We start from the raw sequence: 24,903 nt of genomic DNA, 5'->3' as shown, positions 1-24,903 counted from the left end.
GAAGTCCTCCGGTTTTGGCAGCAGACTAGAAAGTCAGGCCCGTCATGGCAAGAGCCGGTGTCGGAAGCGTGACCTCAGATTGGATTAAGCGGATTTTCCTTGGGCACGTCCGGCGCGAGTGTTGATTTTCCGCCGGCGCGCGGATCGTCGCCGTAGATGCCCCGTTTCTGCTGCTTTGCCTGTTCGGCGAGCGCAGACAGCGGCGATCCGGCCTCGGGTTCAGCCCAGCCGAAGCGCACCAGCCATTCGCTGAGGTCAATGCGAACATACCGGCAGGCACCGATCACGGTCCCCTTCCAAGTCGGGCTTGGCAGGTCGCAATCGATGGTACGGCCGCGCAGATACATGCGAAAGGCAGTCCGCGCCGCAGCCCCGCAGGGCCAGCTCTTGCCGCTCGGTCCGGTGCACATCCGGTCCACATCGGTCGGAATGATCCCGGGAAGCTGCACGCTCTTACCGGCAATGGTCAGTATGCCGGCACGGTCAGAAAACGGCCGCACCAATTCGACCGGCTTTGCCTGCTCGCTTGGCTTTTGATCTGTGCTGGGCGACGCCTGCACCTGCTGCGTTGGCCATTGGCCAGGCAGGGTCCGGTGGGCTGCGGCGGCTTGCTCCCTGTCTCCTTGATCTGCTGGCCCCCGGCCCGCCGGTATCTGGCCCGCATTGGTTCGGTCGGAAGGTGCGGGTTTGGCAGCAACATTGTCTGCCTGTGTTTTCTCCGACTGCGGCGTCGGGGTCGTATTCGTCGGAGCTGCCTGCGCCAATTGCGTCTCGCCCGGGTTTGCTGGGGTTGTCTTCCGTTGCGCGAACTCGGTCGATGCCTTGCTGTCAGCCCGCTTTGGCGGCTGCGCGTCGGCGTTGCCGCTGTCGATTTGATCTGCGCTGGTGGCGAGAAGAGCTTTCGCTGTGTCTTCCGGTGTCGATGTAGGAGCTACGGTGGGCGGCGAGGCGGATGCTGTGGACGAGAGTGTCGTCGGCGGCGACTGATTGCCGTTGCCGATCGTTCCGGGATCCGTGGTGCTAGGCGCGGTCGCCGCGGCCGACGGCGTCTGTTCGGCGGCGACGGCAGGCGGCGCCGAGATTTTGTCGTCCGGTTTTGCCTCGGCGGCGGGCGTTGGCTCTTGATTGGCAGCATCGGCAGGCGTCCGGGCCGGAGCGGTCGTTGCGGAGATGGCGTCCGCCTTTGCCGTTTCCATTGAGGCGGTCACCGCTGCTTGGTTATCAGCTTCGGTCTCCACTCTGTTCGGCCCGAAGCTATGCTCCTCGACCTGCACGGCAATCAATGTCAGCCACGAACCGATGACCACACCCGCCAAACTTGCCAGCCAAACATCACTGCGCATAATGAGAAAACTTTCCTATTGGCTGGCCCAGATGATCCGCGCAATCCATTCGACATCCGCGAGATCGAAACAGCGATTCGGGTGTTCCGGATTGAGCGACAGCAGTTCGATCGACCGGGCGCTCTGTCGCAACAATACCTTGGCCATGACTTCACCCTCGCGGGTCTTGACCACCACCCGATCATTGCGCCTGATCTGTGCGCCCGGCTCGACAATCAGCACGTCGCCATCACGATAGAGCGGCAACATGCTTTCGCCCTGCACCTCGAGCGCGTAGACACCACCCCTCTGCCCAGGTGCGGCCGGAAACTCCACCATGTCCCAGCCCTGGCCGACCGGAAAGCCGCCGTCGTCGAAAAAGCCTCCGGCACCGGCCTGCGCGAAGCCGAGCATCGGGATGGAGCTTGTCAGCGCGGACAACGCGCGATGGGAAGTGCTGCTGGGGTCATCCACCGAGCGCATGAAGCTGAGAAACTGCTCCATGCTGGCCCCGGTCGCATCAAGCACCTTGGCGATCGATTCCGTCGACGGCCAACGCAGGCGCCCGTCCTGGCTCAGCCGCTTCGATTTATTGAATGAGGTGGGATCGAGGCCGGCGCGCCGGGCAAGACCGGACGCCGTCAGGGCATGCCGCTCGGCAAGCCTGTCGATCGCGCTCCATATCTGCTCATGTGACAGCATCGCCGTTCAGCACTCGGAAGCCGGAATATTCGGCGTTTGACCCTTAAGGAAACGTTAACCGAGGCTCTCCGGCGAGTAAAGGGCGGCTTAGGAATAAGGTCCTTTATCCCCTTGCTTTCATTCCCGATTCCAGCCGCCTAGGTCTTCTGCGGCTGAACCTTGTTGTCGGGTGCCTCGTTCTGTAATTCCTTGGCCATGCCCATGAAGCCCCGCATGAATTTCTGCATGATGCCAAGGGTCCGGTCGATGTCGGCATCGCTCGGAAGGTTCGATCCGCCGTTCGAGGCTACAGCCTTTTCCAGCTTCGAGACGCGGTCGGAGAGGCGGTCGAGCTCGTTGTCATAAGCCGCGCGCTCGTCGGTCGCCATGCGGCAGACCAGATTGCCGTTCTGATCCTGACAGATCGACATGGCGCCCGTCTCTTTGTCCAGGCGGATGAAATGATCGCCGCTACGCTCCAGCTGAAAGCGCTTAATATCCGCCTCGGCGGCGTGACCTGGCGTGGCGAGAAGAAGAGCGGCGGGCAGGATGAGCGCCGCAAGGCCTGATACCATTTCGTTCGTCATGTCATCCTCCCGGTTTTCTGCGTTTTGATCCCAAATAATCTGCGTTGGCCGTGGACATCTGCAGCCATTTTCGTGCAAAGCCCTATGAGGGATAAACGTTACACAGGAATGATGACCGCGATGCCAGTGGTTTACAAGATTGTGCCGGATACGCTGTGGCAGCAAGCCAGACAAACCGGGGTTTTTAATGGCGCGGCGATCGACCTGACAGACGGATTCATCCATTTCTCGACGGCAAAGCAAGCCAGGGAAACAGCGGCTCGGCATTTCGCCAGCCAGACCGGCCTGCTGTTGGTGGCGATAGACGACGAAGCACTCGGTGACAAGCTGGTTTTCGAGCCCTCCCGTGGCGGCGATCTCTTCCCGCATCTCTACGCGCCCCTGCCGCTTTCGGCTGTCCTCTGGGAAAAGCCGTTGCCGCTCGGTCCGGACGGTGCGCATGTATTTCCGGAGATGTCCGAATGATTGGCGCCCTTCGCGATCTCGGCAGGCGCGGCCTCTTCATGTTCGATCCGGAGACGGCGCATGGCATGTCGATCGCAGCGCTGAAGTCCGGTCTCGTTCCGGCCTGCCGGATCAACGCCGATCCTCGCCTGCGTCAGACCGTGGCCGGGCTGGAATTCGCCAACCCGCTCGGCATGGCCGCAGGTTATGACAAGAACGCCGAGGTACCGGAGGCGCTGTTGAAGCTCGGCTTCGGCTTTACCGAGATTGGTACAGTGACCCCGAAGCCGCAATCCGGCAATCCGCGTCCGCGCATCTTCCGCCTGGTCGAGGACGAGGGCGTCATCAATCGCCTCGGCTTCAACAACGAAGGGCACGAGGCGGTTTTCCGGCGTCTTCAGCCGATCCGCGCCAAAGGCATCATCGGCGTCAACATCGGAGCCAACAAGGATAGTGCCGACCGCATCGCCGATTACGTCGCCGGCATCCGCCGTTTCTATTCCGTCGCGCGCTATTTCACCGCCAATATCTCCTCGCCGAACACGCCGGGCCTGCGCGATCTGCAGGCACGCGAAAGCCTTGCAGCGCTGTTGTCGGCAGTCCTTACGGCCCGCGAGGAAGAGGCGGCGAAGGCGGGCAAAAAAATTCCGGTCTTCCTGAAGATCGCACCGGATCTGACGGAAGAGGGCATGGACGACATCGCCGCGGAAGTTTTGGCGCAAGCACTGGATGGTCTGATTGTCTCCAACACCACCCTTTCGCGCGACGGCTTGAGGGACCAGGTTCAGGCAAAGGAGACCGGCGGCCTCTCCGGCAGGCCGCTCTTCGAAAAATCGACGGTGGTTCTCGCAAAGATGCGCCGCCGCGTCGGCGTGGCTCTGCCCATCATTGGCGTCGGCGGCGTTTCATCGGCGGCGACAGCGCTGGAGAAGATCAAGGCCGGCGCCGATCTCGTGCAGCTCTATTCGTGCATGGTCTATGAAGGTCCCGGCCTGCCGGGCCGTATCGTTACCGGCCTGTCGGAGCTGCTCGACCGCGAGCGCGTCGGCTCGATCCGCGAGCTGCGCGACAGCAGGCTCGATCATTGGGCCAGGCGGAACGTCTGATCGGCCCGCTTTTTCAGCCCAATGGCGAGGAAAATGCCGCGAAACAGCAGGAAGGCGTTCATCGCCAGCCACAGGCCGTGATTGCCGAGGGTCGGCACGAATAGCGCAAGTGCAAAAAGGTAGCCGGCAAACGACATCAGCATTCGGTTGCGCATGTCGCGCGACCAAGTGGCGCCGATGAAGACGCCGTCCATCAGGAAGGCGAGCGCTCCGGTGAGCCCAGTGACGGCGGCCCAGGGCAGATAGGTTTGGGCCGCGGCGCGCACCTCTTCCGAGGTTGTCAGTAGGCGGATCAGCTCAGGGCCAATAGTGAAGAAGAAGACCGCAGCCGCAAACGCCAATCCGAAGGACCAAAGCCCGGTCAGCTTCAGCCCGCGATCGAAGGCCGGTCGGTAGTTGGCGCCGATCGAGCGGCCTGTGATCTGCTCGGCGGCATTCGCCAGCCCGTCGAGATAATAGCCGGACAGCAGGAAGAAGTTCATCAACACCGCGTTGGCGGCCAGTGTCACCGCGCCGAACGTGTTGCCGATGCGAGTCATCAGCGTGAAAGCGCCGATCAACACGAAGGTGCGGATAAGGATGTCGCGGTTGAGCGCAAAGAGTTGCGTGAGCTTGGCGCGTGACAAAAGCTCGGCCCGGGCGGGCCGCGCTTCACCACCAAAGCTGCGCACCACGATGGCAAGACCCGTGAGCGCGCCGACAGCCTCGCCGATCAATGTGCCCCAGGCGACGCCGGCAACGCCCCAGCCGAACCCCAGGCCAAGCAGCACGGCGAGGATGATATTGACGCCATTGATCAATGTCTGCAGCAAAAGCCCGATGCGACCTTGGCCGCGCCCGAGCACGAAACCGAGGATGGCATAGTTGGCAAGCGCTGCCGGGCCGGAAAGCATGCGGATCGAGAAATAGGTGCGGGTCGCATCGGCAATGCCGCCCTCAGGGCCCATGAGCTTGATGCCGAGCCAGAGCAACAAGGGCGACAACAGGAGAAGCAGCAGGCCGCAACCAAGCGCCGATAACAGCGCCCGCCAAAAAACCGCCTGCTGCTCATGGCGATCGCGGCGGCCGTAGGCTTGCGCAGTCAAGCCGGTCGTCGAAGAGCGCAGGAAGTTGAAGCTCGCGAAAATGAGATCGAAGAGCACCGCACCGATGGCCAGCCCAGCCAGCGCATCGGGCTGGCCGAGGCGCCCGACGACGGCGGTATCGGCGAGGCCGAGCAATGGCGTCGTCATGAAGCCGAGAGTCATCGGAATGGCAATGGACAGCACTAGTCGGTGTGTCACCTCGAAAGACAGAATCCGTCCGCTATGCTCCTGGTGATCCATGTCCCCTCAGCTCCCCTCAATTGGAAGAGAGCACCATGGACCAATAGGGCTTGTCACTGGAAGAGGGATCATAGGCGAGGGCGACGCCGAGACCGTTATAATTGCCGAGCATGTTGTGCAAATGCTTCGGCGAATTGATCCAGGCCGCCACCGCTGCATTCACGTCGCGCTGGCCTTCGGCAATATTTTCAGCGGCCGGCAGCTTGACGCCGCTTGCCTTGACGCGGGTGCCGAAGTTATCGCCAATCCCGATCAGATGCTCCATCTTGCCGGCATCGGCCATCCGTTTGGCCTGATAGATCGCCGCCGTGCTGGCAGCCGGATCGATTTTGAGCGGCGGCAGCCCGTTCTTGGCGCGCAGCGAGTTGACGAGCGGCAGGGCGGAAGCGGTCTGGTCGTGAGCGGGCGTGTTGGAGACATGGGTGGGCGGCGTGGCGCAACTCGCAACGAGGGCAGCGAGCGCAAGGCCAGTGAGGCGCAGCGCATGGCGCCGCGTAGAAAGCGAATCGTCAGGGATCATATTTTAACGGCGGTAATTGAAGAGACGGAGGATGACGAAAAGTGGAATAACGATGGTGGCGCCAAGCAGCAGATAGTCGCCAAACTCGCCGAGCGCGGCAAAACCGCTGTGCCAGAGATCAAGAACGAAGCGGCGCAGGCCATATAGAAAATCCAGCGGACGCCAGCCGAAGAATTTCATCACGAAACCAACGATCAGCGACACGATGATAAGCTTCACGAGCGTGCGGCCGGGCGAGTCGCCCAGAAACCTGTTCACCTGATCCGACATGCGGCTGTCTCCATAATGCCTATCGAGCGATTTTGAGATAAGGCTGCGCCCAGCGACTCGCAAGCGCTTTTGCCCAGTACTACCTGAAACACGTGCTTACCTGAAACAGATGTCTGCCTGAAATAGGACTTGAGTTTTTTTGTGGCCGCGTCCAAAGGCGGATGCCAACAGGAGCGAGATTATGCTGCCGAGCCAGCTTTCCTCCGGCGACATCATCGCCGACCGCCGCGCCGACTACGCGAAGATGCTTGCTGAAAGCGGCGAGCCGGCCAGCGCCGCCGAATTGATGGAGCAGGCGCTGGAGCTGACGCCCGGCTGGGCGGCTGGCTGGTTCACTCTCGCGACATATCGTGAAAAGGCGGGGAACACGCAGGGTGCCATCGAGGCGCTGAACCAGGTCCTTGCCCTCGATACCGACGATATCTTCGGCGCCCGCTTGAAGCTCGCGGTTCTGGGCGCGGCCGAAATGCCCGATCAGCCGCCGAGCCGCTATGTCGAGCGGCTGTTTGACGACTATGCAGACCGGTTTGAAACTTCGCTGGTCGAAAAACTCGGCTACAGCGTGCCGCAGAAGCTCGCGGCTCTGATCGCCGGTACGACCAGTATACCCCCGCATTTCCGCCTTGCAGTCGATCTCGGCTGTGGCACCGGTCTATTCGGCCCGGAAATCCGCGCGCGGGTTGATCGGCTCGAAGGATTCGATCTGTCGAAAGGCATGCTCGCCAAGGCAGCGGACAAAGGGGTCTACGATAACCTAGGGCAAGCCGATCTGTCGCTGCCTCCGCCTTCGTCCGGCATTTTCGACGACGGATTGGCCCGGGGGCGTGCCAATTTGATCGCCGCCGCCGACGTATTGATGTATCTCGGGAATCTCGAGAGCGTCATGACGATCGTCGCGGAGCTGGCAGCTTCCTCGGCTGTGTTCGCCTTTTCGGTCGAGGACGCCGAAGAGGGGGAAGGTTATCTCTTGCGCGACTCATTGCGCTTCGCGCATTCGGAGGCCTATGTCGGGGCGACATTGGCCGCTCACGGCTTCGTCGTCCGCAATCTGGTCCGTAGCGTCATTCGCATGGATGCCGGAAAACCGGTGCACGGCTTTTTGTTCATTACGCAGAAATCCGTCTGACCGACCGAATCTTGCAACATGCCAATAGGTCAGTCTTCGTTACATATTTCCCTTAATAGCCCCGCGCTTTCCGCAGAGTTCCCACAAAATAAGGGCAAAGCTGCCTTGGGGCGTCTGGAACACCTCCGCCACCAGGCATTCGCTGGTCGAGGATGTTCAGAGTATATTTTCAGGCAGTCTGGTATCGTCGCTCGGCCTCTTGAACGGCAGCGCAGCAGGTGGGGTATCTATCTGCAGGAACGTTTCGGGATATGCGCCGGGCTCGTTCAGCTCGGGGTCGACATTGCGTACTCACTGCCGCCTTTGCAGTGACCACACCCTTCGTGGTCATCTGTTCTGTGTGGGGCGCAGCCGCGCTCAACCTCTTCGTCGCGATAAACCATCGATCGGATCGCTTCATCGCGCTCTAAGCTGCGCCAGTTTTACCGCTTGCGGGTCTGGTCGGACTCTGCGATCGCGGCTTCGTGATACCAGCTATCGAAGGCAGCCGTGCAGATGCTTGGGCCTATGTCGGGAGTAAGGTTTACTTTCTCGCGCCGGCCGGCAGGGGTTGGGCGAGCTGTGACGGGAAACTGAAAAATCTTTGCCGTTTCGCGATGCGGGCTGGTTGCCATTGCAATGTCTCCCCCTTTTTGGTGTTCAAGCGGGCGCGCTTCAAGAGACAGCTTATATATAGCAGAGTCCCTCCCCATTTTTGAGATATATGCTCAAAAAAAATGCAAAAGGTTGAAATTATAGGCAATTTCGAGGTTTTGCCGCTGGGGAACGTGGTTCTCGGGTGCCTAGTTGCTGCGCTGCTTCGGCCCAGCCGCACTGCGACAAGTTGGCGCCACCTTTCGGCCAAGTTGCTCACGATTCTGAAAGAATCGGACATCGAGCGAGTCAAAATCGGTCGAAATTGACTCCGATTTACAGATTTTTTGTCGAACTGCAGCGCATCTTACTCAGTTTGGCATGTCAAATGCATGTCACATGCTAGCCGTGGGTGGCGAAGATTTCCGGGCGGGCTCCTTCGAATTTTCTCTGCTTCGGGTAGTTAACTCTCAATGAGGTGCGTAATGACAAAATATAAGCTCGAGTATATCTGGCTCGACGGGTACACCCCTGTACCGAACCTGCGCGGCAAGACGCAGATTAAGGAATTTGCTGATTTTCCGAAGCTTGAAGAGCTCCCGCTCTGGGGCTTCGATGGTTCGTCGACGATGCAGGCCGAAGGCCGCAGCTCGGATTGCGTGCTGAAGCCCGTTGCCCGTTACCCGGATCCGGCTCGCACCAACGGCGTTCTCGTCATGTGCGAAGTCATGATGCCCGATGGCGTCACCCCGCACGCTTCCAACAGCCGCGCGACGATCCTCGACGACGAGGACGCATGGTTCGGCTTCGAGCAGGAATACTTCTTCTACAAGGACGGCCGTCCGCTCGGCTTCCCGGAATCCGGTTACCCGGCTCCGCAAGGCCCGTACTACACCGGCGTCGGCTATAAGAACGTCGGCAATATCGCCCGCCAGCTCGTCGAAGAGCATCTCGACCTCTGCCTGGCCGCCGGCATCAACCACGAAGGCATCAATGCCGAAGTGGCGAAGGGCCAGTGGGAATTCCAGATTTTCGGCAAGGGCTCCAAGCGCGCCGCCGACCAGATCTGGATGGCCCGTTACCTGCTGCTGCGTCTCTGCGAAAAGTACAGTATTGACGTCGAGTTCCACTGCAAGCCGCTTGGCGACACCGACTGGAACGGCTCGGGCATGCACTGCAACTTCTCGACCAAGTTCATGCGCGAAGTCGGCGGCAAGGCCTATTTCGAAGCGCTTATGGCTCAGTTCGACAAGAATCTCGAAGCCCATATCGCCGTCTACGGCCCGGACAACCACCTGCGTCTGACCGGCAAGCACGAAACGGCTCCGTGGAACAAGTTCAGCTACGGCGTTGCCGACCGTGGCGCGTCGATCCGCGTTCCGCACTCCTTTGTCAAGAACGACTACCGCGGCTACCTCGAAGATCGTCGCCCGAACTCCCAAGGCGACCCCTACCAGATCGCTTCCCAGGTTCTGAAGACCATCTCGGAAGTTTCGACCCCGGCGGCTTCGGCTGCTGCTTGACCGTCGATTGTCCCCGCATGCCGGGACAGAGACACAATGAAAAGTGCGGGATTTCGGTCCCGCGCTTTTTTGTTCCGCCAATCGTGTTTAGGCCGCCTTCGCGTCCTTATCGACCGGATGCTGCGAGCGGAAGCCGACAGCCAGCCGGTTCCAGATGTTGATGGCGCCAATCGCGACCGTGATCTTGACCATCTCCTCTTCGCTGAAGTGCGGCTTCAGCGTGTCGAAGGCCGCGTCCGGAATACCTGTTTCGGCAATTTTCGTGACGGCATCGACCCATCCGAGCAAGGCGCGTTCGCGTGCATCGTAAACCGGCGATTCCCACCAGACGCACATCAGGTTGATCCACTGCTCGCCGAGCCCATCATGCCGGGCTTCCTTTACATGCATGTCGACGCAGTAGGCGCAGCCATTGACCTGCGAAGCGCGCAGCTTGATGAGGTGGATGAAGCGGCGTTCCAGACCCGAGCTCTGTACGAACTGCTCGAGTGCGCTAACGGCCTTGTAGGATTCGGGCGAAGCCTTGGCGAAATTCAAACGGGGATGCATGGGTCTCTCCTTGGTTTTGGGTTTATCGGTTCGCTCTGCGTTCATTAAGGGCAAGGAATGCGCAGCCTCTTGCCGCGATGGCGCCGTCGTCGCTCTCCGCGAGCTCGGCGAGGACATCGGCAATGGTGGTCTTGGCGAGCTCGGCGCGGTACACCCGCTCAGCCGCCAGCATCGCCGCGCTGATTCCGCACGGTTTTGCGAAAGATTTTCCGGGCAGCGGGTTCGGCCCGCGCTGGCGGATTTCGGCACAGCGAAAGGCTGGCGCCGGGCCTTCGACGCCAAGCACGATATCAAGCAGCGTGATCTCTTTCGGCAGTCGCGCCAGCCGGTAGCCGCCCCTGGGGCCGGACACAGTATCGAGAATGCCGGCGCTGGAGAGTGCCTGCAGATGTTTCAGCAAATAGCTCACTGACACCCCATGAAACTCGGCAATCGCCGCAGCTGAAAGCACGCCCCCTTCCGATAGCCCTGCCAGCATCGCGACGCTGTGTATGGCCTGTTCAACGCCTTCGCCGAGTTTCATCGATTGTCCTTTTCATATCGTGGATATATTTTGTCCGCGATTATACGATGTGTCAAGTGCTCTTCTTTTTCCTGCATTTCCAGCTACCTTCATTGGGTGGACCAGATCGATTCAGAGCGCCGTATTGCCTTGCCTGCCCCTTTTATCCGCTGGTTCGCGGAAAAGGGTTGGCAGCCGCGTGCCCATCAGCTCGAATTGTTGGCCCGCGCCGAGGCTGGCGAGAGCACCTTACTGATTGCGCCGACCGGGGCGGGCAAGACCTTGGCCGGATTTTTGCCCTCGCTCACCGATCTGACACACCGGGGCAAGATCCCGCCCGGCTCGGCCTTCACCGGCATTCACACACTCTACATCTCGCCGCTAAAGGCACTGGCCGTCGATATCGAGCGCAATCTGATGAAGCCGGTCACGGAAATGGGCCTGCCGGTCTCTGTCGAGAACCGCACCGGCGATACCCCGAGCGGTAAGCGCCAGCGCCAGAAACTCAACCCGCCGGACATCCTGCTGACGACGCCAGAACAAGTAGCACTGCTGCTCGCCAACCGCGAGGCGGAACGCTTCTTCAAGGACTTGAAATACGTCGTCCTCGACGAACTGCATTCTCTTGTGACGTCGAAGCGTGGCCATATGCTCTCGCTCGGCCTTGCGCGCCTGCGCAAGCTTGCGCCCAATCTGCGAACCATCGGCCTGTCGGCAACGGTTGCCGAGCCGATGGACCTGCAGAAATGGCTGGTGGCCCAGGAAGAGGGGGCGAAGCGGAATGCCGGCCTGGTGATGGTTGACGGCGGCGCCAAGCCCGATATTTCGATCCTCAAGACCGACGAACACATCCCCTGGTCCGGCCACTCCGCCAAGTATGCCATCCCCGATATCTATCGGGAGCTGAAAGAGCATCGGACGACGCTTCTCTTCGTCAACACCCGCTCGCAGGCGGAAATGCTGTTTCAGGAGCTGTGGTCGGCCAACGACGACAATCTGCCGATCGCGCTGCATCATGGCTCGCTCGATGTCGGACAGCGCCGGAGGGTCGAAGCCGCCATGGCCGCCAACAAGCTGCGCGCCGTCGTTGCCACCTCGACGCTCGATCTCGGCATCGATTGGGGCGATGTCGATCTCGTCATCCATGTCGGCGCGCCGAAAGGCGCCTCGCGGCTTGCCCAGCGCATCGGTCGCGCCAATCACCGCATGGACGAGCCGTCAAAGGCGATCCTTGTGCCGGCCAACCGTTTCGAAGTGATGGAATGTCAGGCGGCGCTCGATGCCAATTATGTCGGCGCGCAGGATACGCCGCCGGTCGGTGCCGGTGCGCTCGACGTCCTTGCACAACATATCCTCGGCATGGCATGTGCAGAACCCTTCGACATGCTGGAGCTTTACGACGAGGTCCGCAGTGCCTCGCCCTATGCCGATCTGTCCTGGGAGACGTTCGAGCGCCTTGTCGATTTCGTGGCCACCGGCGGCTATGCCCTGCGCACTTACGAGCGTTATGCTCGCATCCGCAAGACGCCGGAGGGCCGCTGGCGGGTCTCCAATGCGCAAGTGGCGCAGCAATATCGCCTGAATCTCGGCACCATCGTCGAAGAGGCAATGCTGAACATCCGGCTGGTGAAGCGCAATGCGCTGGGGTCGCTCGGTCGCGGCGGAGCGCCGCTCGGCAAGGTCGAGGAGTATTTTCTCGAACAGCTTTCGCCCGGGGACACGTTTCTTTTCTCCGGCAAGGTGCTGCGATTCGAAGGCATCCGCGAGAACGAATGCCTGGCCTCACAGGCCTTCTCTATGGATCCGAAAATCCCCTCCTATGCCGGCGGCAAATTTCCGCTGTCCACCTATCTCGCCGATCAGGTGCGCACGATGATCGCCGATCCCGATCGCCGGCATCGTTTACCGGATCAGGTGCGCGACTGGCTTGAGCTGCAGATTGACAAGTCGTTGCTTCCGAAACGCGACGAGCTGCTGATAGAGACCTTTCCGCGCGGCAGCCGCGCCTACCTGGTTGCCTATCCCTTCGAGGGGCGGCTGGCGCACCAGACGCTCGGCATGTTGTTGACGCGCAGGTTGGAGCGGGCAAGTGCAAAGCCCTTGGGCTTTGTCGCCACGGATTATTCGCTCGGCATTTGGGGGCTTGAGGATATCGGGCTGATGATCGCCAATGGCCGCCTCAGCCTTTCCGACCTCTTCGAAGAGGACATGCTCGGCGACGATCTTGAAGCCTGGCTCGATGAATCCTTCCTGCTGAAACGCACCTTCCGCAATTGCGCCGTCATCGCCGGCTTGATCGAGCGCCGCCACCCTGGCAAGGAAAAGACCGGCCGGCAAGTAACCGTGTCGGCTGATCTGATCTATGACGTGCTGCGCAGCCACGAGCCGGACCATATTTTGATGCAGGCGACTCGGCAGGATGCGGCCACGGGCCTTTTGGACATTGGCCGTCTTGGGGATATGCTAAAGCGAATCAAGGGTCACATTACTCACCGGGCGCTGGACCACATCTCGCCGCTTGCCGTGCCGGTGATGCTGGAGATCGGCAAGGTGCCGGTGCCGGGTGAGGCTCATGATGTGGTGCTGGCGGAAGCGGCTGACGATCTGATCCGCGAGGCCATGCAATGACGACGAAGGTAGACTAAATTGATGAACCGCCTGGCGCTTGCGCGAGAGATAAACGGCCCGTTCCGGAACGGCTTGACCCCCGTCTCGGGCGTCGAGACCGCTGTTCATGGTGTCGCCGTCGTCTGTGATCCGCTGGGTGCGCTTCATCTGCCAGATGCCGGCATCCTCGTCGTTTCGGATCTGCATCTGGAAAAGGGCGCAGCCTTTGCGCGCCGTGGCATGTTGCTGCCGCCCTACGACACGCTGGCGACGCTGACCGTGCTTGCTGCCGTCATATGCCGCTACGATCCCAAACTTGTCGTCTCGCTCGGCGACAATTTCCACGATCGCGTCGGCTCGGAGCACCTGCCGGAGGAGTTCCGCGGCCTGATCGTCAACATGGCGCGCGGCCGCGAATGGATATGGATCAACGGCAATCACGATCCGGATGGCACGGTCGATCTGCCCGGTCGCTCCGTCGATGAGATGCATTATGGCGGGCTGACCTTCCGCCACGAACCGGGCGGCGGCCAGCAGGTCGGCGAGATCGCCGGCCATCTGCACCCGTCTGCCACCGTACGTCGTCGCGATAAATCCGTTCGCCGCCCGTGTTTTGCCACCGACGGCGTCCGCCTGCTGATGCCGGCTTTCGGTACCATGACCGGCGGGCTGGACTTGCGTCACAAGGCCATGGCCGGCCTCTTCGACCGAGAAAGTCTCATTGCCCACGTCCTCGGCCGCGACCGCATTTACTCGGTGCGGTTCGGCAATTTGTCTGCCTAAGCTGCCTTAGCGGGTTCATAGCGCAGGATCACGGCGCCGGTCTTAAGCGGTTTGGATTCGAGCAGCTTCATCGGGATTTGTTCCGCCGCCGGCTTGAAATGCGGATTGCCGTTGCCGAGAATGACGGGGACGAGGCAGATGCGGATTTCGTCAACCAATCCCGCTTTCAACAGCACATTCGCCACTTCGGCGCTGCCGAAGACGAACATGGTCTTGCCCGGGTCTTCCTTCAGTTTTCCGACTTCGGCGACGATGTCGCGAACGACGCGGCAATTGTTCCACTCCGCCTTGTCCACCGTCCGCGATGCGGCGATCTTGGCGATGCCGTTCATATAGGCGGCGATTTCGGGTGCTTCGGACGCGGTCGGCCAATAGGCGGCCATACCTTCATAGGTCTTGCGGCCGAAGATCAGCAGGTCGCCCTCCTGGCCGAGGTCCTTCGCGTAGCGCTCCAGCTCTTCGCCCCAGGCAAGCATGTGGAAGTCCAAGTCCCAAGGCTTCGTTCCCTCGAAATATCCATCGAGTGTCATGAGATTCCAGACAACAAGCCTCCTCATCGGTCTCCTCCATCGTGATAACCGTATCTTATTTTTCAAAACTGGTTGCTAAAAGCAAGCAGTTGAAAATTATCGTGACCGGTGGCAAAGTGCAAGCAGTTTTTGGAGACCCTCATGGACGCGCTCAATCGCTCCGGCTGCCCGATCAATCTCACCCTGGAAATCCTCGGTGACCGCTGGAGTCTGATCATCATACGGGACATCATGTTCGGCAATCGCCAGCATTTTCGCGAGCTCTTGCAGAACTCGGAGGAAGGTATCGCGTCCAACATCCTCGCCGACCGGCTGAAGCGGCTGGTGGTGCGTGGGCTTTTGACACGCGACGACGATCCGACTCATAAGCAGAAAGCTGTCTACAGCCTCACCGAAATGGCAATCGATCTCGTGCCGCTTTTTGCCCATATGGGCGCCTGGGGCCGCAAGCATCTGCCGGTTTCGGAAAAACTGTCGATCCGCGCGGAACTGCTCGAAGATGGGGGGCCTAAACTCTGGGAGGATTTCATGGAGGAGCTGAGGGCAAAGCATCTGGGCAAGGTGTTGCCGCCGGGTACGCCCTCGGTGCTCGGCCGGCTGACGCAAGCCTATCTTGATGTCGTGGAGCACAAGAGAAGCGCCTGATCAGCTCTTCCGGAACACGAAGCTTGCCGTCCATCCCGTGATCAGCGCCAGGAGCACCGAAAACGCGCCGTAAGTGATCGGCCGGTTATGAGCGGCATCGGTGATGGTCTGCTCAATGCCTGTTTTGATGACACGCAGCGGCAGGGACCTTTCCGTCAGGAACTTGCCGCTCTTGAAGAGATAGGCGCGCACTGTATGCACGCCGTTCGGTACGTCCGCGGGAAGCCGAAGTGTTGCCCTGAAGAGGCTGGAGCTGACGAAGCGCACGCCGGCTGGATCGCTCTCATAGAGGCCGCGAACCATCTGTAGCCGTCGGAAGGCCTGACGAAATTCCGGGACATCGGCGCCGCTGCCGACGAAACCGACCGGGGTCAGCTGAATATGGTCCATGCCGATGCCGCGGTCGTTTAGCTCGAGTGGCGCGGTAATATAGTCGACGGCACGTGTGCTCGACAGTGAATAGGCCTGTGGCACATGCTCGAAGGTCATCGACCGGGTGTTGACCCAGATGCCGAAGATGCGCTCCTTCTTGCGCACGGTGGCATTTTGGCGCGGTCCTTCCAGCACGACGACGACGTCGTATTGGCCGATCGCCAGGAGCAGTTGGTCGGTATTGGAAAGCGCGCCGAAGATCGTCAAGTCGGCCCCGGTAAAATCGGAGGTGATGGCGATTTCACTGGTGGAGGTGCCGATCTCCATCGTCTCGCGCGCTGTTGTGGACGTGGTCGGCTGATCCAGCAACACCTGCGCCTCAGCGCCCAATGGCGCAAGCAGGAGACAGGCAGCAACGAACAGGCCGACTTGTCTCATTGGCCTGTTCCTTCGAGCACGATGGAATAGATGTCGGCCGGCGTCACCACCAGCGCGATCGCTAGGCGCAGGCCGACGGCAAGCACGAGGAGGCCGAGCAGGGCGCGAAGCTGTTCGCCGCGCAGCTTCTGTCCGACCCGCACCCCGTATTGCGCGCCGACGACGCCCGCCACCATCAGAAGGAAGGCCAGCACGATATCGACGGAATAGTTGGTTGCCGCCTGCACGATGGTTGTGTAGGCGGTGACGAAAATGATCTGGAACAGCGAAGTACCAACCACGACATTGGTCGGGATGCGCAGCAGATAGATCATCGCCGGCACCATGATAAAGCCGCCGCCGACACCCATCACCGATGTCAGGATGCCGATAGCGAAGCCGAGGACGATCACGGGAATGACGCTCAGATAGATCTTCGATTTCTTGAAGCGCATCTTCAGCGGCAGGCGATGCACCCAACTGTGGTGGCCTGGCTTGCGGGGCATGGCCGGCTCGTTGCGGGCAGCGCGGCGCATCGCGTTTAGGCTCTCCCATAGCATCAACCCGCCGATCGTGCCGAGAAAGACGACGTAGAGAAGCGAGATGAAGAGATCGAGCTGACCGATGCGCCTGAGCAGCGAGAAGATCCAGATGCCGACGGTGGCGCCGGCAAGACCGCCAATGAGCAACACCGATCCGAGCTTCATATCCAGTGTGCCGCGGCGGAAATGCGTGATGGCGCCCGAGATCGACGACGCAACAACCTGGTTCGCGCCGGTGGCGACGGCGACGACGGGCGGGATATTGTAGAAGATCAGAAGGGGGGTAATCAGAAAGCCGCCGCCGACGCCGAACATGCCGGAGAGAAACCCGACGGCTGCACCCATGCCGAGAATAATAAAGATATTCACCGACAGTTCTGCGATCGGCAGATAGATCGTCACGGTCTGATCCCAGTTGCAGGTTTCCGAACGCAAACGACCGGAAACCTGTGAACAATTTTCCCCTTTAAACAGACGATTCTAATCTGAAATGATTGCCAGAGCCTTATGAAAAAGCATGGCGCTCTTCAGCTGTCGAAGTCTTCATTCCAATCTAACGCGGCATTTTCCACGATTGTGTGACGAATTTTGTCACAAGGCAAAGCTGGCGAGGGGTGGGAGCTTGTCGTTGGTGGAGGCGATCTAACATGCCGACGATTTGATCATGCAATCGTCAATCGCGGGGGAAAAGCCTCAAAGAGAAAACGACCCTTCGTCTGCAAGACACGGCTCAAGATCGCGCATCGCCGCGACAGCGGATTGGACGGCTTCATCCCGATCGGAATGAAGCCGTTGGCTTATTTGTTGCGGGCAAGAAGTTCCTTGACCACCCGATCCGTCACCTTGCCGTCCTGCGGCAGGCCGACCGATTTCTGGAAACTCTTCAGCGCAGCGACGGTCTTCTCGCCCATATTGCCGTCAGGGGTACCGGCGTCGAAGCCGTTGTTGTTGAGGATCGCCTGGATGTTGCGGATCGCTTTCTTCATGTCAATCGAGGCCGTGTTGACGCCTTTGCCAGTCGTCCATTCCTCGGGGATGGTCGTGCCGTTCGCCTTGGCGTCGAGCGGCTGCGCCTTCCAGAGATCGACTTTGGCGCGGGCGCTGTCGAGCTCATTCTGATTCATGGCGTTCGCCACTTCGTCGCGCTTCTGCGCAGCGTCCTTGTCGCCACCCTTGGCGGCGATCGCGAACCATTTGTAGGACTCTTGCAGGTCCTGTTTCACGCCGTTGCCGCGCGCATAAAGAATAGCGAGGTTGAACTGGCTGTCCGACACGCCAAGAATGGCCGCCTTGATGAACCAGTTCGCCGCCGTCGTATAGTCCTGCGGACCGGCAGCGCCGGAAGCGTAAAGGACAGCAAGGTTGTGCATGGCGCTGGCATTGCCCTGATTGGCGGCCTGCTCGTAATACTGTTTGGCCTTCGTGAGGTCGCGGTCGAGGCCATTGCCCTTCTCGTACATGCTGGCGAGCCGGTACTGGGCTGGCGGGAACCCCTTGTCTGCGGAAAGCTGATACCAGCTCGCCGCCTGCTTGAGGTCCGCCGTAACGCCGCGGCCATCCGTATAGCGCGCGCCGATCTCGAACAGCGCGACGGGGTCGCCGGACTTGGCGGCGGCAACGAGCGTGGGCGGCTGGATACCGTCTGGCACGGTGATCGCGGCGGCCGGCGCGATGGCAGCGGGCGCGGCGGTCGTCGTGGCATTGGCGGGTACGAAGGCTGCGGTTTGCTGAACCGGCGCGGCGCTGCTGGCCGGCGTCAGTGTTTCGCTGGCCTGATTGCCGTCGAGGGGTAAGGCGGTTGTCAGATGATCGTTCGTCGGCGCGATAGCCGGATTGGCGGGCGCGGGAGAGGGCTGTGCGGCTTCTTGGATATTGGCGCTCGGGGCTTCTGTTGGCGATGCCTGGCTGGCTGGAGCATTTTTTGCCGCCTGAGCCTCCGGTGCTTGCGTCTGAGCCGCATTGGCGGCGGCACCGTTTGTCGTAGCCGCGTCGGCCACCGAGCTCAACACCGAGATTTCGGCCGGCGACGGCGCCTTCTGGCCACGCGTCAGCGTATTGACCAGGGGGAAGGCCATGATCGCGAGCAGGGCTGCGCCGACAGCAAGTAGGATTGGGCGGCGGAAGCGCGAGAATGCACCGCGTTTCTTCTCTCCGTTCTTAGCCGAAGGAGCTGAGCGTTGCGTCTGGTCCACTTCCATTGCAGCCGCCTGCGCCGCGCGGCGTGCAGCAGCGATATAGTCGGCGCGCTCGTTTTCGTTCGGCTGTTTGGCAGTGCCGTTGCGCGCAGCATTTTGGCTGGCGCGCACGCGCTCCAGGATCTTCTTGATATCCGGCGCGCCGGAGCCCGGCTCGAGCAGCTCATTCGCCTCCTCGGCAGGCATCATGTCGACCGGATCGATCGAAGGCGCCTGCTCGATGACAGGCCGGTCGGGCAGGAAGATCGGTTCTGCCTTTTCGGGCATGAAAAAGCGTCTGCCGAGGCTGGCGAGCAGGCTGGTTTTCGCTCCATCCTTCTTCGATGCGGCCTTGATCTCCGCCTTGGTGACCGCATCGACCGCTTGCGCGACAACGGCTTCCGGCGATGCCGCGGGGTCGGCGGGGGCGACGGTGCGAATGACTGGTCCTGCCTTGTGCGGTGCGGCCAAAGGCGGTTTCACCGTCGACGTATCGGAATGAGCGAAAACATCGCTTTCGAATTTGGCGGCAGGCACGGCAGGCGCCGCCTGGCGGTGCTCCATATGATCCAGCCGGTCGGCGATCTGTAGCAGTGTGTCGTGCAACGCCTCGAACGTGCGGTGGGTTCGCTCGTCGCTGCTGCGGCTAAGGTCTTCGAGATGGCGAAGGTCTTCCGCAAGCGCAGTCATGGCCGACATGTCGGCGGCTGGCACGCCATGACCAAGCATACCTTCGCGCGAGTAGGCCTCGACGACGGCTTCTGCGGCGTGCCGGGCCGCCTCGATGATATATTCGTCATTGGTCGCCATATAATCTTCGATCGCGCTCATGCGACGGTCGAGATCGGCGGGAATGTGGTCGGCGGCGGCCCGCGGCTCGCTCATCAAAAGAGTCGAGAGGTGAGCGATCTGTTCTTCGAGATGGCGCAAAGCTCGCGTGTCGGTCGGCGGTGCGGCTGTGCTCGCCTCCAGCCGCGTGGCGATATCGGAAAGACGACTCTCCAGCCGACGGACCGCGCCATCATCGAGGTTGGCGATCGGATGCGGTGGATGAAAATCCATCTCGTCGATGCGGCGCGCCAGATAATCCAGCCGTTCGGCCAGCACCTGGTCGACCGAGCCGTGTTCCAGCGCATCGATTTTACGGGAAATATCGGCGAGGTGGCTGACTAGTTCCGGCTGAGGCGAGGCCTTCTGCGAGCGTTCCATCAGATAGGAGAGCTGATCCAGGCGCTCTTCCAGCCGTGCGGCGGCCTTGGCGTTACCGAGTTCGTCGATGCGTATGGTCAGCGCTTCAAGGCGCCCGGAAAGATCGTCCGCCGGTTGGCGTCGGGCCGCGTCGCGGCTCATCATGTCGATCTGGTCGGCAAGACCGCTGATGCGCCCTTCGAGCCGCTGCATGGCCTGGTCCTGCGGAAGGATCATGCCGCCGAGGCTTTCCATGGCGTTGGCGATCGACAACAGCTTGTTTTCCAGCGCATGCACGGCGGGGCTGTCGCTCATGCTGCCCAGATGCTGCTTGATATCGTCGAGGCGATAGGCGAGCGACACAAGCTCGTCCTGAAGGCCGTTCGCGTCGATTGCCTGGACCTGGCGCTCGACATGTTGCAGCGAATCCTCACGGGCCAGCCCGTCCATCAACGAGCGCAGTTCTTCGAACTCCGCCTTCAGACCGGCCGTTTCCGGCTGCTCAGGATGAGCGGCGAGCTGGCTGATGCTGTCAGCGAGCCGCGCCATGTCTTCGCGCACATCGGCGGCGAAATGCTTGTCCTCTGCGTTGCTGCGGATGTCGCGGATTTCGGCGCGCAACGCACTGACTTCGCGGGAAACGCTTTCGGCGATATCGCGCTTCAGGTCCTGCCTCAGATTGACGAGCGCCTGAGCAATATCGACGGAACTTTCAGCGGCTGGGCGCAGCGCGGAAGGCAGGGGTTGCCGTGGAGCCGGATTTTCGCCAATGCGCCTGCCGAGTGGCGGCTGCTCAGCACTTGAAGCTTCCTCTCGGCGCGTATGCAGACGCTCGCGGCTCACCTCGAGCGCACGCTGGCGCTGGCGGATTTCGGCAAACGGGTCGGTGCGCAGATCGGTTTCCGCACGTTCAGTGCGCAGCGGACGTTCATAAGGCCGTGGGGCATAGGCTTCACGCTCGGTGCGCGGTGTGTGTTCCCGGAGCGGAAGGCGTTCCGGCAACGGTGTCCGCTCGGGCGCTGCGGCATAACCGTCTGCCACGCGCTGGCGTGTGTCCTGGGCAGCAGCGGTGCCGATCAGGCCTTCGATGCGTGCCTCCAATCCTTCGATGGTGCGGCTCAACGCATCCAGCGAAGTCCAGTCGCCCGTGCCGGTAGGATTTGATCGCGATCCGCTCATCTTTTTGCTCGCTTCGACATATGGGCCACTCAAAGCCACCTTGCTTGTGGTAAGCGGCTTCGCGGAATTTCGCGCACAGACCGCATCCCACCGTTCGGAAAGGGATAGTTTATTAGGCTTTCCTCAGGCTGAACCGCGAAACTGCGCTCCATCAAAGCTAAGAAATGAAAGAAACGCGAAGCATCGCTGCTCATCCCGCACAATTCACGAAACGTGGTAAACAACCCGTTAAGTTTTGCGGAAATCTTAACCTTTTATTTTGGTCTTGTTATTGAATATGCTTATATTCTTACTGATGTGACCGACGCCGCGGCATCGGTGGAATCGCATATTAACGCCTGTCATTTGCTGTATTTGGCCAAGGTCTGACGGGCTGCAAGGCCCAATGCCATGTTTAGCCGCCGGCCGTCGGGAAAATTCTACCTCGGTAGCGGATGAGCGCGGAAGCGGCGATGCCGCCAAACTGCGGATGTCCCTGTGATCGACGGTCATCTTTTTGGCAACGCAGCAGCCATAGGCTACGGACCGCCGCCGCCTGCCATAATCATCTTCATGATGCACAGGCTCGGTTACCCTTCCTAAAAATCCATCTCGTCACGCAAATTTGACGTTTACGCAAACGTCAATATTTTGTAAGACTCGATCAAAGGCCGGAATGCGAGTCCGGCAGTGAATTGGAGGAATTCGAGAGATGCCAGTGTACAAGGCCCCGGTGAACGATACGCTTTTCGTCCTGAACGATGTGCTTGGGCTGGAACGCTACAACAAGCTGCCAGGTTTCGCCGAGACAAGCCCAGACACGATTGAGGCAATCCTCGGGGAGGCGGCCAAATTGGCGGAAGAAGTGCTTTTCCCGCTGAATTATTCCGGCGACCAGGAAGGCTGCGTGCGCCGCGACGACGGTACGGTCTCGACGCCGAAGGGCTACAAGGAGGCCTATCGCGCCTATCGTGAAGGCGGTTGGCTTGGGCTGGCCGTCCCGGAAGAATTCGGCGGGCAGGGACTGCCTTACACGCTGCATTGCGCCGTCGGCGAATATACCTCCGCCGCCAACATGTCACTGATGATGTATCCCGGGCTGACGCAGGGCGCCATCGCCGCGATCTTCGTGCATGGCTCCGAAGCGCAGAAGCAGACCTACCTGCCTAAGATGATCGATGGCACATGGTCCGGCACCATGAACCTCACCGAGCCGCATTGCGGCACCGACCTCGGCCTGCTGCGCACCAAAGCCGTTCCTCAGGCCGATGGCAGCCACAGTATTTCCGGCCAGAAGATCTTCATCTCCGCCGGTGAGCACGACATGACGGACAATATCGTCCATCTCGTCCTCGCCCGTATCGAAGGTGCGCCCAATGGTACCAAGGGTTTGTCGCTGTTCATCGTGCCAAAGTTTCTCGTCAATGGAGATGGTTCGCTCGGCTCGCGCAACGCCGTTGCCTGCGGCGCGATCGAGCACAAGATGGGCATTCACGGCAGCGCCACCTGTGTCATGAACTACGACGAAGCGACTGGTTTCCTGATTGGCGAGCAGAACAGGGGCCTTAACGCCATGTTCGTGATGATGAACGAGGCACGGCTCGCCGTCGGCTTACAGGGGCTGGCCGTCGCCGAGATCGCCTATCAGAATGCCGCCGATTATGCTCGGGAGCGTATTCAGGGCCGCTCGCTCTCCGGCCCGAAAGCGCCGGAAAGACAAGCCGACCCGATCATCGTCCATCCCGACATCCGCCGCTCGCTGATGACCATCCGCGCCTTCAATGAGGCCGGTCGTGCCTTCCTGCTGTGGACGGCGCTGAAATCCGACATCGCCCATCGCTCGCCGGATGAGAAGGAACGGCAGGCGGCCGACGATATTCTTGGCCTGGCGACGCCGATCCTGAAGGGCGTGATGAGCGACAAGGGCTTCGACCACGCCGTCATGGCGCAGCAGGTCTTTGGTGGCCATGGCTACATCGAAGAGCACGGCATGAGCCAGTATGTCCGCGACGCCCGCATCACCATGATCTACGAAGGCGCCAACGGCATTCAGGCGCTCGATCTCGTCGGCCGCAAGCTGGCGCACAACGGTGGCCGCGCCGTCATGGCATTGTTCAAGGAGATCGGGGATTTCTGCGAAGAGAACCGCAACGAGGAGCAAATGGCCTTCTTCACCAAGCATCTGAAGAACGGTTTGAACGACGTCCAGGCTGCGACTATCTGGTTCATGCAGAATGCCATGGCCAAGCCCGACAATGCCGGCGCCGGCTCGACAGACTACATGCACCTCTTCGGCCTAGTCATCCTCGGCTATATGTGGGCAAAGATGGCGAAGGCGGCACAGGCAGGTCTCGCGGGTGGCGACAGCGCACGCGCGGACTATCTGAAGAACAAGCTTATCACGGCACGGTTCTATATGGAGCGCATCATGCCGGAAACGGTGCTGCGCAAGGCGCGCATCGAAACCGGCGCAGACACAATGATGGAACTGGCGGCCGATGCATTTTAGAGCTTTACCTTCTCCCGGCGGGGAGAAGGATGCGCGGAACGCGCAGATTGAGGGGCGCTACGTGGTAAGGCTGCCTTTCGCTTGCCGTCAAGGCCCGTGGGATTGGATACTTCGGCCCCTCATCCGCCTTGCCGGGCACCTTCTCCCGAGGGGAGAAGGGGAGTTCGCGGCCTTTGGCCGCTGTATGTAGAATTGAAGGGGGCTTGCCGCCTCAGGGAGATGAGACATGACAGAGGTTTTTATTTACGACCATGTGCGCACGCCGCGCGGGCGCGGCAAGAAGGACGGCGCGCTACATGAGGTGCCGTCCGTCCGCCTTGCCGCCAGGACGCTGGAGGCGATCCGCGACCGCAATGGCCTCGACACGAGGACGGTCGACGACATAATTATGGGCTGTGTCGATCCGGTCATGGACGCCGGCGCCGTTATTCCAAAGGCCGCCGCCTTCGAAGCTGGCTATTCGACCACGGCGCCCGGCATGCAGATCTCCCGCTTCTGCGCCTCCGGCCTCGATGCGGTGAACTTCGGCGCGGCCAAGATCGCTCAGGGCGCCGACGATATTGTCATCGCCGGTGGCGTTGAGAGCATGTCGCGTGTCGGCCTCGGTATGTCCGGTGGCGCCTGGTTCATGGACCCTTCGGTGAACTTTCCGGCCTATTTCATGCCGCAAGGCGTCTCAGCCGATCTGATCGCCACCAAATACGGCTTCTCCCGCGTCGATGTCGACGCCTATGCGGTCGAGAGCCAGAAGCGAGCGGCCAATGCCTGGGACAAGGGCTATTTCAGCAAGTCAGTGATTCCGGTGAAGGACATCAACGGCCTGACGATCCTTGCCAAGGATGAGCATATGCGTCCGGGCACCGATATGCAGGCCTTGGCCTCGCTCAATCCATCCTTTCAGATGCCGGGCGAGATGGGCGGCTTCGAAGCCGTCGGCATCCAGGCGCATCCGGAAGTTGAGCGCATTAACTACGTGCACCACGCGGGCAATTCCTCGGGCATCGTCGATGGCGCCGCTGCCGTGCTGCTCGGCTCGAAAGCCGGCGGAGACAGCATGGGGCTGAAGCCGCGCGGCCGCATCAAGGCTTTCGCCAATATCGGCTCTGATCCGGCACTCATGCTGACCGGCCCGGTCGATGTGACCGAAAAGCTGTTGAAGCGCTGCGGCATGACGCTCGCCGATATCGATCTTTTCGAGCTGAACGAGGCTTTCGCAGCCGTCGTACTGCGCTACATGCAGGCTTTTGATATCCCGCACGACAAGATCAACGTTAACGGCGGTGCCATCGCCATGGGCCATCCGCTCGGCGCCACCGGCGCGATGATCCTGGGCACGGTGCTGGACGAACTGGAGCGCCGCGATCTCAACAGGGCGCTGGTGACACTCTGCATCGGCGCTGGCATGGGCACGGCCACGATCGTCGAACGCGTCTAAGGGGAGGGGAAACCT

The 24,903-nt window shown here is 60.8% G+C and carries 22 protein-coding genes and 1 pseudogene; 10 read left to right on the top strand and 13 right to left on the bottom strand.

All coding sequences use genetic code 11. From position 1 onward, the window contains the following. Positions 1–74 precede the first annotated feature (74 nt). From PY650_RS04520 to PY650_RS04510, 3 genes are all read right to left on the bottom strand, one after another. Complete coding sequence (locus PY650_RS04520) at positions 75–1,343, bottom strand: thermonuclease family protein (RefSeq protein ID WP_285877861.1); 1,269 nt, start codon at positions 1,341–1,343, stop codon at positions 75–77. Positions 1,344–1,358: 15 nt separating this feature from the next. Further along, entirely contained in the window at positions 1,359–2,024 is a 666-nt protein-coding gene (locus PY650_RS04515) for a S24 family peptidase (RefSeq protein ID WP_285877860.1), read from the bottom strand. A 137-nt stretch (positions 2,025–2,161) separates the two neighbouring features. Continuing rightward, complete coding sequence (locus PY650_RS04510) at positions 2,162–2,590, bottom strand: hypothetical protein (protein ID WP_285877859.1); 429 nt, start codon at positions 2,588–2,590, stop codon at positions 2,162–2,164. 108 nt (positions 2,591–2,698) lie between these two features. Here PY650_RS04510 and PY650_RS04505 point away from each other — a divergent pair, with 108 nt between their 5' ends. Together PY650_RS04505 and PY650_RS04500 are read left to right on the top strand one after the other, a co-directional pair. Further along, positions 2,699–3,055 (top strand): DUF952 domain-containing protein, encoded by a 357-nt coding sequence (locus tag PY650_RS04505; protein WP_285877948.1) that lies wholly within the window; start codon positions 2,699–2,701, stop codon positions 3,053–3,055. After that, positions 3,052–4,140 (top strand): quinone-dependent dihydroorotate dehydrogenase, encoded by a 1,089-nt coding sequence (locus PY650_RS04500; protein WP_285877858.1) that lies wholly within the window; start codon positions 3,052–3,054, stop codon positions 4,138–4,140. Before PY650_RS04505 ends, PY650_RS04500 begins: the two co-directional genes overlap by 4 nt. On the opposite strand, the gene PY650_RS04495 is transcribed toward PY650_RS04500, so the two are convergent. The 3 genes from PY650_RS04495 to PY650_RS04485 are packed head-to-tail and all read right to left on the bottom strand — an operon-like array spanning position 4,116 to position 6,255. Beyond that, entirely contained in the window at positions 4,116–5,465 is a 1,350-nt protein-coding gene (locus PY650_RS04495; protein ID WP_285877857.1) for an MATE family efflux transporter, read from the bottom strand. The genes PY650_RS04500 and PY650_RS04495 overlap by 25 nt on opposite strands. Before the next feature lie 16 nt (positions 5,466–5,481). Then, complete coding sequence (locus PY650_RS04490) at positions 5,482–5,985, bottom strand: CAP domain-containing protein (RefSeq protein WP_285877856.1); 504 nt, start codon at positions 5,983–5,985, stop codon at positions 5,482–5,484. Positions 5,986–5,988: 3 nt separating this feature from the next. Beyond that, positions 5,989–6,255, bottom strand: a complete 267-nt coding sequence (locus tag PY650_RS04485; RefSeq protein ID WP_285877855.1) for a DUF6460 domain-containing protein — start codon at positions 6,253–6,255, stop codon at positions 5,989–5,991. A gap of 181 nt (positions 6,256–6,436) precedes the next feature. Between PY650_RS04485 and PY650_RS04480 the strand changes: the two genes are divergently transcribed. Next, positions 6,437–7,381: a class I SAM-dependent methyltransferase gene (locus PY650_RS04480; protein WP_285877854.1), complete on the top strand. Its 945-nt coding sequence runs from the start codon at positions 6,437–6,439 to the stop codon at positions 7,379–7,381. A gap of 222 nt (positions 7,382–7,603) precedes the next feature. Further along, a pseudogene (locus PY650_RS37320) lies at positions 7,604–7,791 on the top strand (YitT family protein); the annotation flags it as partial. Between the two features lie 12 nt (positions 7,792–7,803). Here the strand turns inward: PY650_RS37320 and PY650_RS04470 are convergent. Further along, on the bottom strand, positions 7,804–7,995 hold the full coding sequence (locus PY650_RS04470) for a DUF2735 domain-containing protein (RefSeq protein ID WP_285877853.1): 192 nt from the start codon (positions 7,993–7,995) through the stop codon (positions 7,804–7,806). 444 nt (positions 7,996–8,439) lie between these two features. Here PY650_RS04470 and PY650_RS04465 point away from each other — a divergent pair, with 444 nt between their 5' ends. Continuing rightward, entirely contained in the window at positions 8,440–9,477 is a 1,038-nt protein-coding gene (locus PY650_RS04465) for a glutamine synthetase beta-grasp domain-containing protein (RefSeq protein WP_285877852.1), read from the top strand. Between the two features lie 87 nt (positions 9,478–9,564). On the opposite strand, the gene PY650_RS04460 is transcribed toward PY650_RS04465, so the two are convergent. Together PY650_RS04460 and PY650_RS04455 are read right to left on the bottom strand one after the other, a co-directional pair. After that, a complete protein-coding gene (locus tag PY650_RS04460; protein ID WP_285877851.1) occupies positions 9,565–10,026 on the bottom strand; it encodes a carboxymuconolactone decarboxylase family protein in 462 nt (153 codons plus the stop codon). Between the two features lie 22 nt (positions 10,027–10,048). Beyond that, the gene (locus PY650_RS04455) at positions 10,049–10,549 is read right to left on the bottom strand and encodes an RrF2 family transcriptional regulator (protein ID WP_285877850.1); all 501 of its coding nucleotides are present in this window, start codon (positions 10,547–10,549) and stop codon (positions 10,049–10,051) included. Positions 10,550–10,645: 96 nt separating this feature from the next. On the opposite strand from PY650_RS04455, the gene PY650_RS04450 reads away from it, so the two are divergent. Together PY650_RS04450 and pdeM are read left to right on the top strand one after the other, a co-directional pair. Beyond that, positions 10,646–13,156 carry a ligase-associated DNA damage response DEXH box helicase gene (locus PY650_RS04450; protein WP_285877849.1) on the top strand — a complete coding sequence of 837 codons (2,511 nt, stop codon included), beginning with the start codon at positions 10,646–10,648 and terminating at the stop codon, positions 13,154–13,156. A 21-nt stretch (positions 13,157–13,177) separates the two neighbouring features. Then, positions 13,178–13,918: a ligase-associated DNA damage response endonuclease PdeM gene (gene pdeM / locus PY650_RS04445; protein WP_285877848.1), complete on the top strand. Its 741-nt coding sequence runs from the start codon at positions 13,178–13,180 to the stop codon at positions 13,916–13,918. Here the strand turns inward: pdeM and PY650_RS04440 are convergent. After that, positions 13,915–14,475 (bottom strand): dihydrofolate reductase family protein, encoded by a 561-nt coding sequence (locus PY650_RS04440; protein WP_285877847.1) that lies wholly within the window; start codon positions 14,473–14,475, stop codon positions 13,915–13,917. The two genes, pdeM and PY650_RS04440, sit on opposite strands and share 4 nt — an antisense overlap. Before the next feature lie 114 nt (positions 14,476–14,589). On the opposite strand from PY650_RS04440, the gene PY650_RS04435 reads away from it, so the two are divergent. Beyond that, positions 14,590–15,093, top strand: a complete 504-nt coding sequence (locus tag PY650_RS04435) for a winged helix-turn-helix transcriptional regulator (RefSeq protein WP_285877846.1) — start codon at positions 14,590–14,592, stop codon at positions 15,091–15,093. Here the strand turns inward: PY650_RS04435 and PY650_RS04430 are convergent, their stop codons facing one another. The 3 genes from PY650_RS04430 to PY650_RS04420 form a co-directional block, all read right to left on the bottom strand. Next, positions 15,094–15,903: a TIGR02186 family protein gene (locus tag PY650_RS04430; protein WP_285877845.1), complete on the bottom strand. Its 810-nt coding sequence runs from the start codon at positions 15,901–15,903 to the stop codon at positions 15,094–15,096. It lies immediately after the preceding gene. Continuing rightward, positions 15,900–16,826 carry a sulfite exporter TauE/SafE family protein gene (locus PY650_RS04425; protein ID WP_285877844.1) on the bottom strand — a complete coding sequence of 309 codons (927 nt, stop codon included), beginning with the start codon at positions 16,824–16,826 and terminating at the stop codon, positions 15,900–15,902. The genes PY650_RS04430 and PY650_RS04425 overlap by 4 nt, the downstream gene beginning before the upstream one ends. Positions 16,827–17,221: 395 nt before the next feature. After that, a complete protein-coding gene (locus PY650_RS04420; protein ID WP_285877843.1) occupies positions 17,222–20,965 on the bottom strand; it encodes a peptidoglycan-binding protein in 3,744 nt (1,247 codons plus the stop codon). A gap of 691 nt (positions 20,966–21,656) precedes the next feature. Between PY650_RS04420 and PY650_RS04415 the strand changes: the two genes are divergently transcribed. Further along, entirely contained in the window at positions 21,657–23,453 is a 1,797-nt protein-coding gene (locus PY650_RS04415; protein ID WP_285877842.1) for an acyl-CoA dehydrogenase C-terminal domain-containing protein, read from the top strand. Between the two features lie 226 nt (positions 23,454–23,679). Continuing rightward, positions 23,680–24,888 (top strand): acetyl-CoA C-acetyltransferase, encoded by a 1,209-nt coding sequence (locus tag PY650_RS04410; RefSeq protein WP_285877841.1) that lies wholly within the window; start codon positions 23,680–23,682, stop codon positions 24,886–24,888. The last annotated feature ends 15 nt before the right edge of the window (positions 24,889–24,903 follow it).

It is taken from the genome of Martinezella calliandrae, assembly GCF_030272695.1.
In the GTDB taxonomy this organism is placed as follows: Bacteria; Pseudomonadota; Alphaproteobacteria; order Rhizobiales; family Rhizobiaceae; genus Rhizobium; species Rhizobium calliandrae.
Note: the sequence above shows the minus strand (reverse complement) of the source record. Positions and strands in the feature narration are given on the sequence as shown.

Excerpts from the sequence above, each read along its gene's own strand:
- PY650_RS04520 (WP_285877861.1), bottom strand. The coding sequence starts at position 1,343 with ATGCGCAGTGATGTTTGGCTGGCAAGTTTGGCGGGTGTGGTCATCGGT.
- PY650_RS04515 (WP_285877860.1), bottom strand. The coding sequence starts at position 2,024 with ATGCTGTCACATGAGCAGATATGGAGCGCGATCGACAGGCTTGCCGAG.
- PY650_RS04510 (WP_285877859.1), bottom strand. The coding sequence starts at position 2,590 with ATGACGAACGAAATGGTATCAGGCCTTGCGGCGCTCATCCTGCCCGCC.
- PY650_RS04505 (WP_285877948.1), top strand. The coding sequence starts at position 2,699 with ATGATGACCGCGATGCCAGTGGTTTACAAGATTGTGCCGGATACGCTG.
- PY650_RS04500 (WP_285877858.1), top strand. The coding sequence starts at position 3,052 with ATGATTGGCGCCCTTCGCGATCTCGGCAGGCGCGGCCTCTTCATGTTC.
- PY650_RS04495 (WP_285877857.1), bottom strand. The coding sequence starts at position 5,465 with ATGGATCACCAGGAGCATAGCGGACGGATTCTGTCTTTCGAGGTGACA.
- PY650_RS04490 (WP_285877856.1), bottom strand. The coding sequence starts at position 5,985 with ATGATCCCTGACGATTCGCTTTCTACGCGGCGCCATGCGCTGCGCCTC.
- PY650_RS04485 (WP_285877855.1), bottom strand. The coding sequence starts at position 6,255 with ATGTCGGATCAGGTGAACAGGTTTCTGGGCGACTCGCCCGGCCGCACG.
- PY650_RS04480 (WP_285877854.1), top strand. The coding sequence starts at position 6,437 with ATGCTGCCGAGCCAGCTTTCCTCCGGCGACATCATCGCCGACCGCCGC.
- PY650_RS04470 (WP_285877853.1), bottom strand. The coding sequence starts at position 7,995 with ATGGCAACCAGCCCGCATCGCGAAACGGCAAAGATTTTTCAGTTTCCC.
- PY650_RS04465 (WP_285877852.1), top strand. The coding sequence starts at position 8,440 with ATGACAAAATATAAGCTCGAGTATATCTGGCTCGACGGGTACACCCCT.
- PY650_RS04460 (WP_285877851.1), bottom strand. The coding sequence starts at position 10,026 with ATGCATCCCCGTTTGAATTTCGCCAAGGCTTCGCCCGAATCCTACAAG.
- PY650_RS04455 (WP_285877850.1), bottom strand. The coding sequence starts at position 10,549 with ATGAAACTCGGCGAAGGCGTTGAACAGGCCATACACAGCGTCGCGATG.
- pdeM (WP_285877848.1), top strand. The coding sequence starts at position 13,178 with ATGAACCGCCTGGCGCTTGCGCGAGAGATAAACGGCCCGTTCCGGAAC.
- PY650_RS04440 (WP_285877847.1), bottom strand. The coding sequence starts at position 14,475 with ATGAGGAGGCTTGTTGTCTGGAATCTCATGACACTCGATGGATATTTC.
- PY650_RS04435 (WP_285877846.1), top strand. The coding sequence starts at position 14,590 with ATGGACGCGCTCAATCGCTCCGGCTGCCCGATCAATCTCACCCTGGAA.
- PY650_RS04430 (WP_285877845.1), bottom strand. The coding sequence starts at position 15,903 with ATGAGACAAGTCGGCCTGTTCGTTGCTGCCTGTCTCCTGCTTGCGCCA.
- PY650_RS04420 (WP_285877843.1), bottom strand. The coding sequence starts at position 20,965 with ATGAGCGGATCGCGATCAAATCCTACCGGCACGGGCGACTGGACTTCG.
- PY650_RS04415 (WP_285877842.1), top strand. The coding sequence starts at position 21,657 with ATGCCAGTGTACAAGGCCCCGGTGAACGATACGCTTTTCGTCCTGAAC.
- PY650_RS04410 (WP_285877841.1), top strand. The coding sequence starts at position 23,680 with ATGACAGAGGTTTTTATTTACGACCATGTGCGCACGCCGCGCGGGCGC.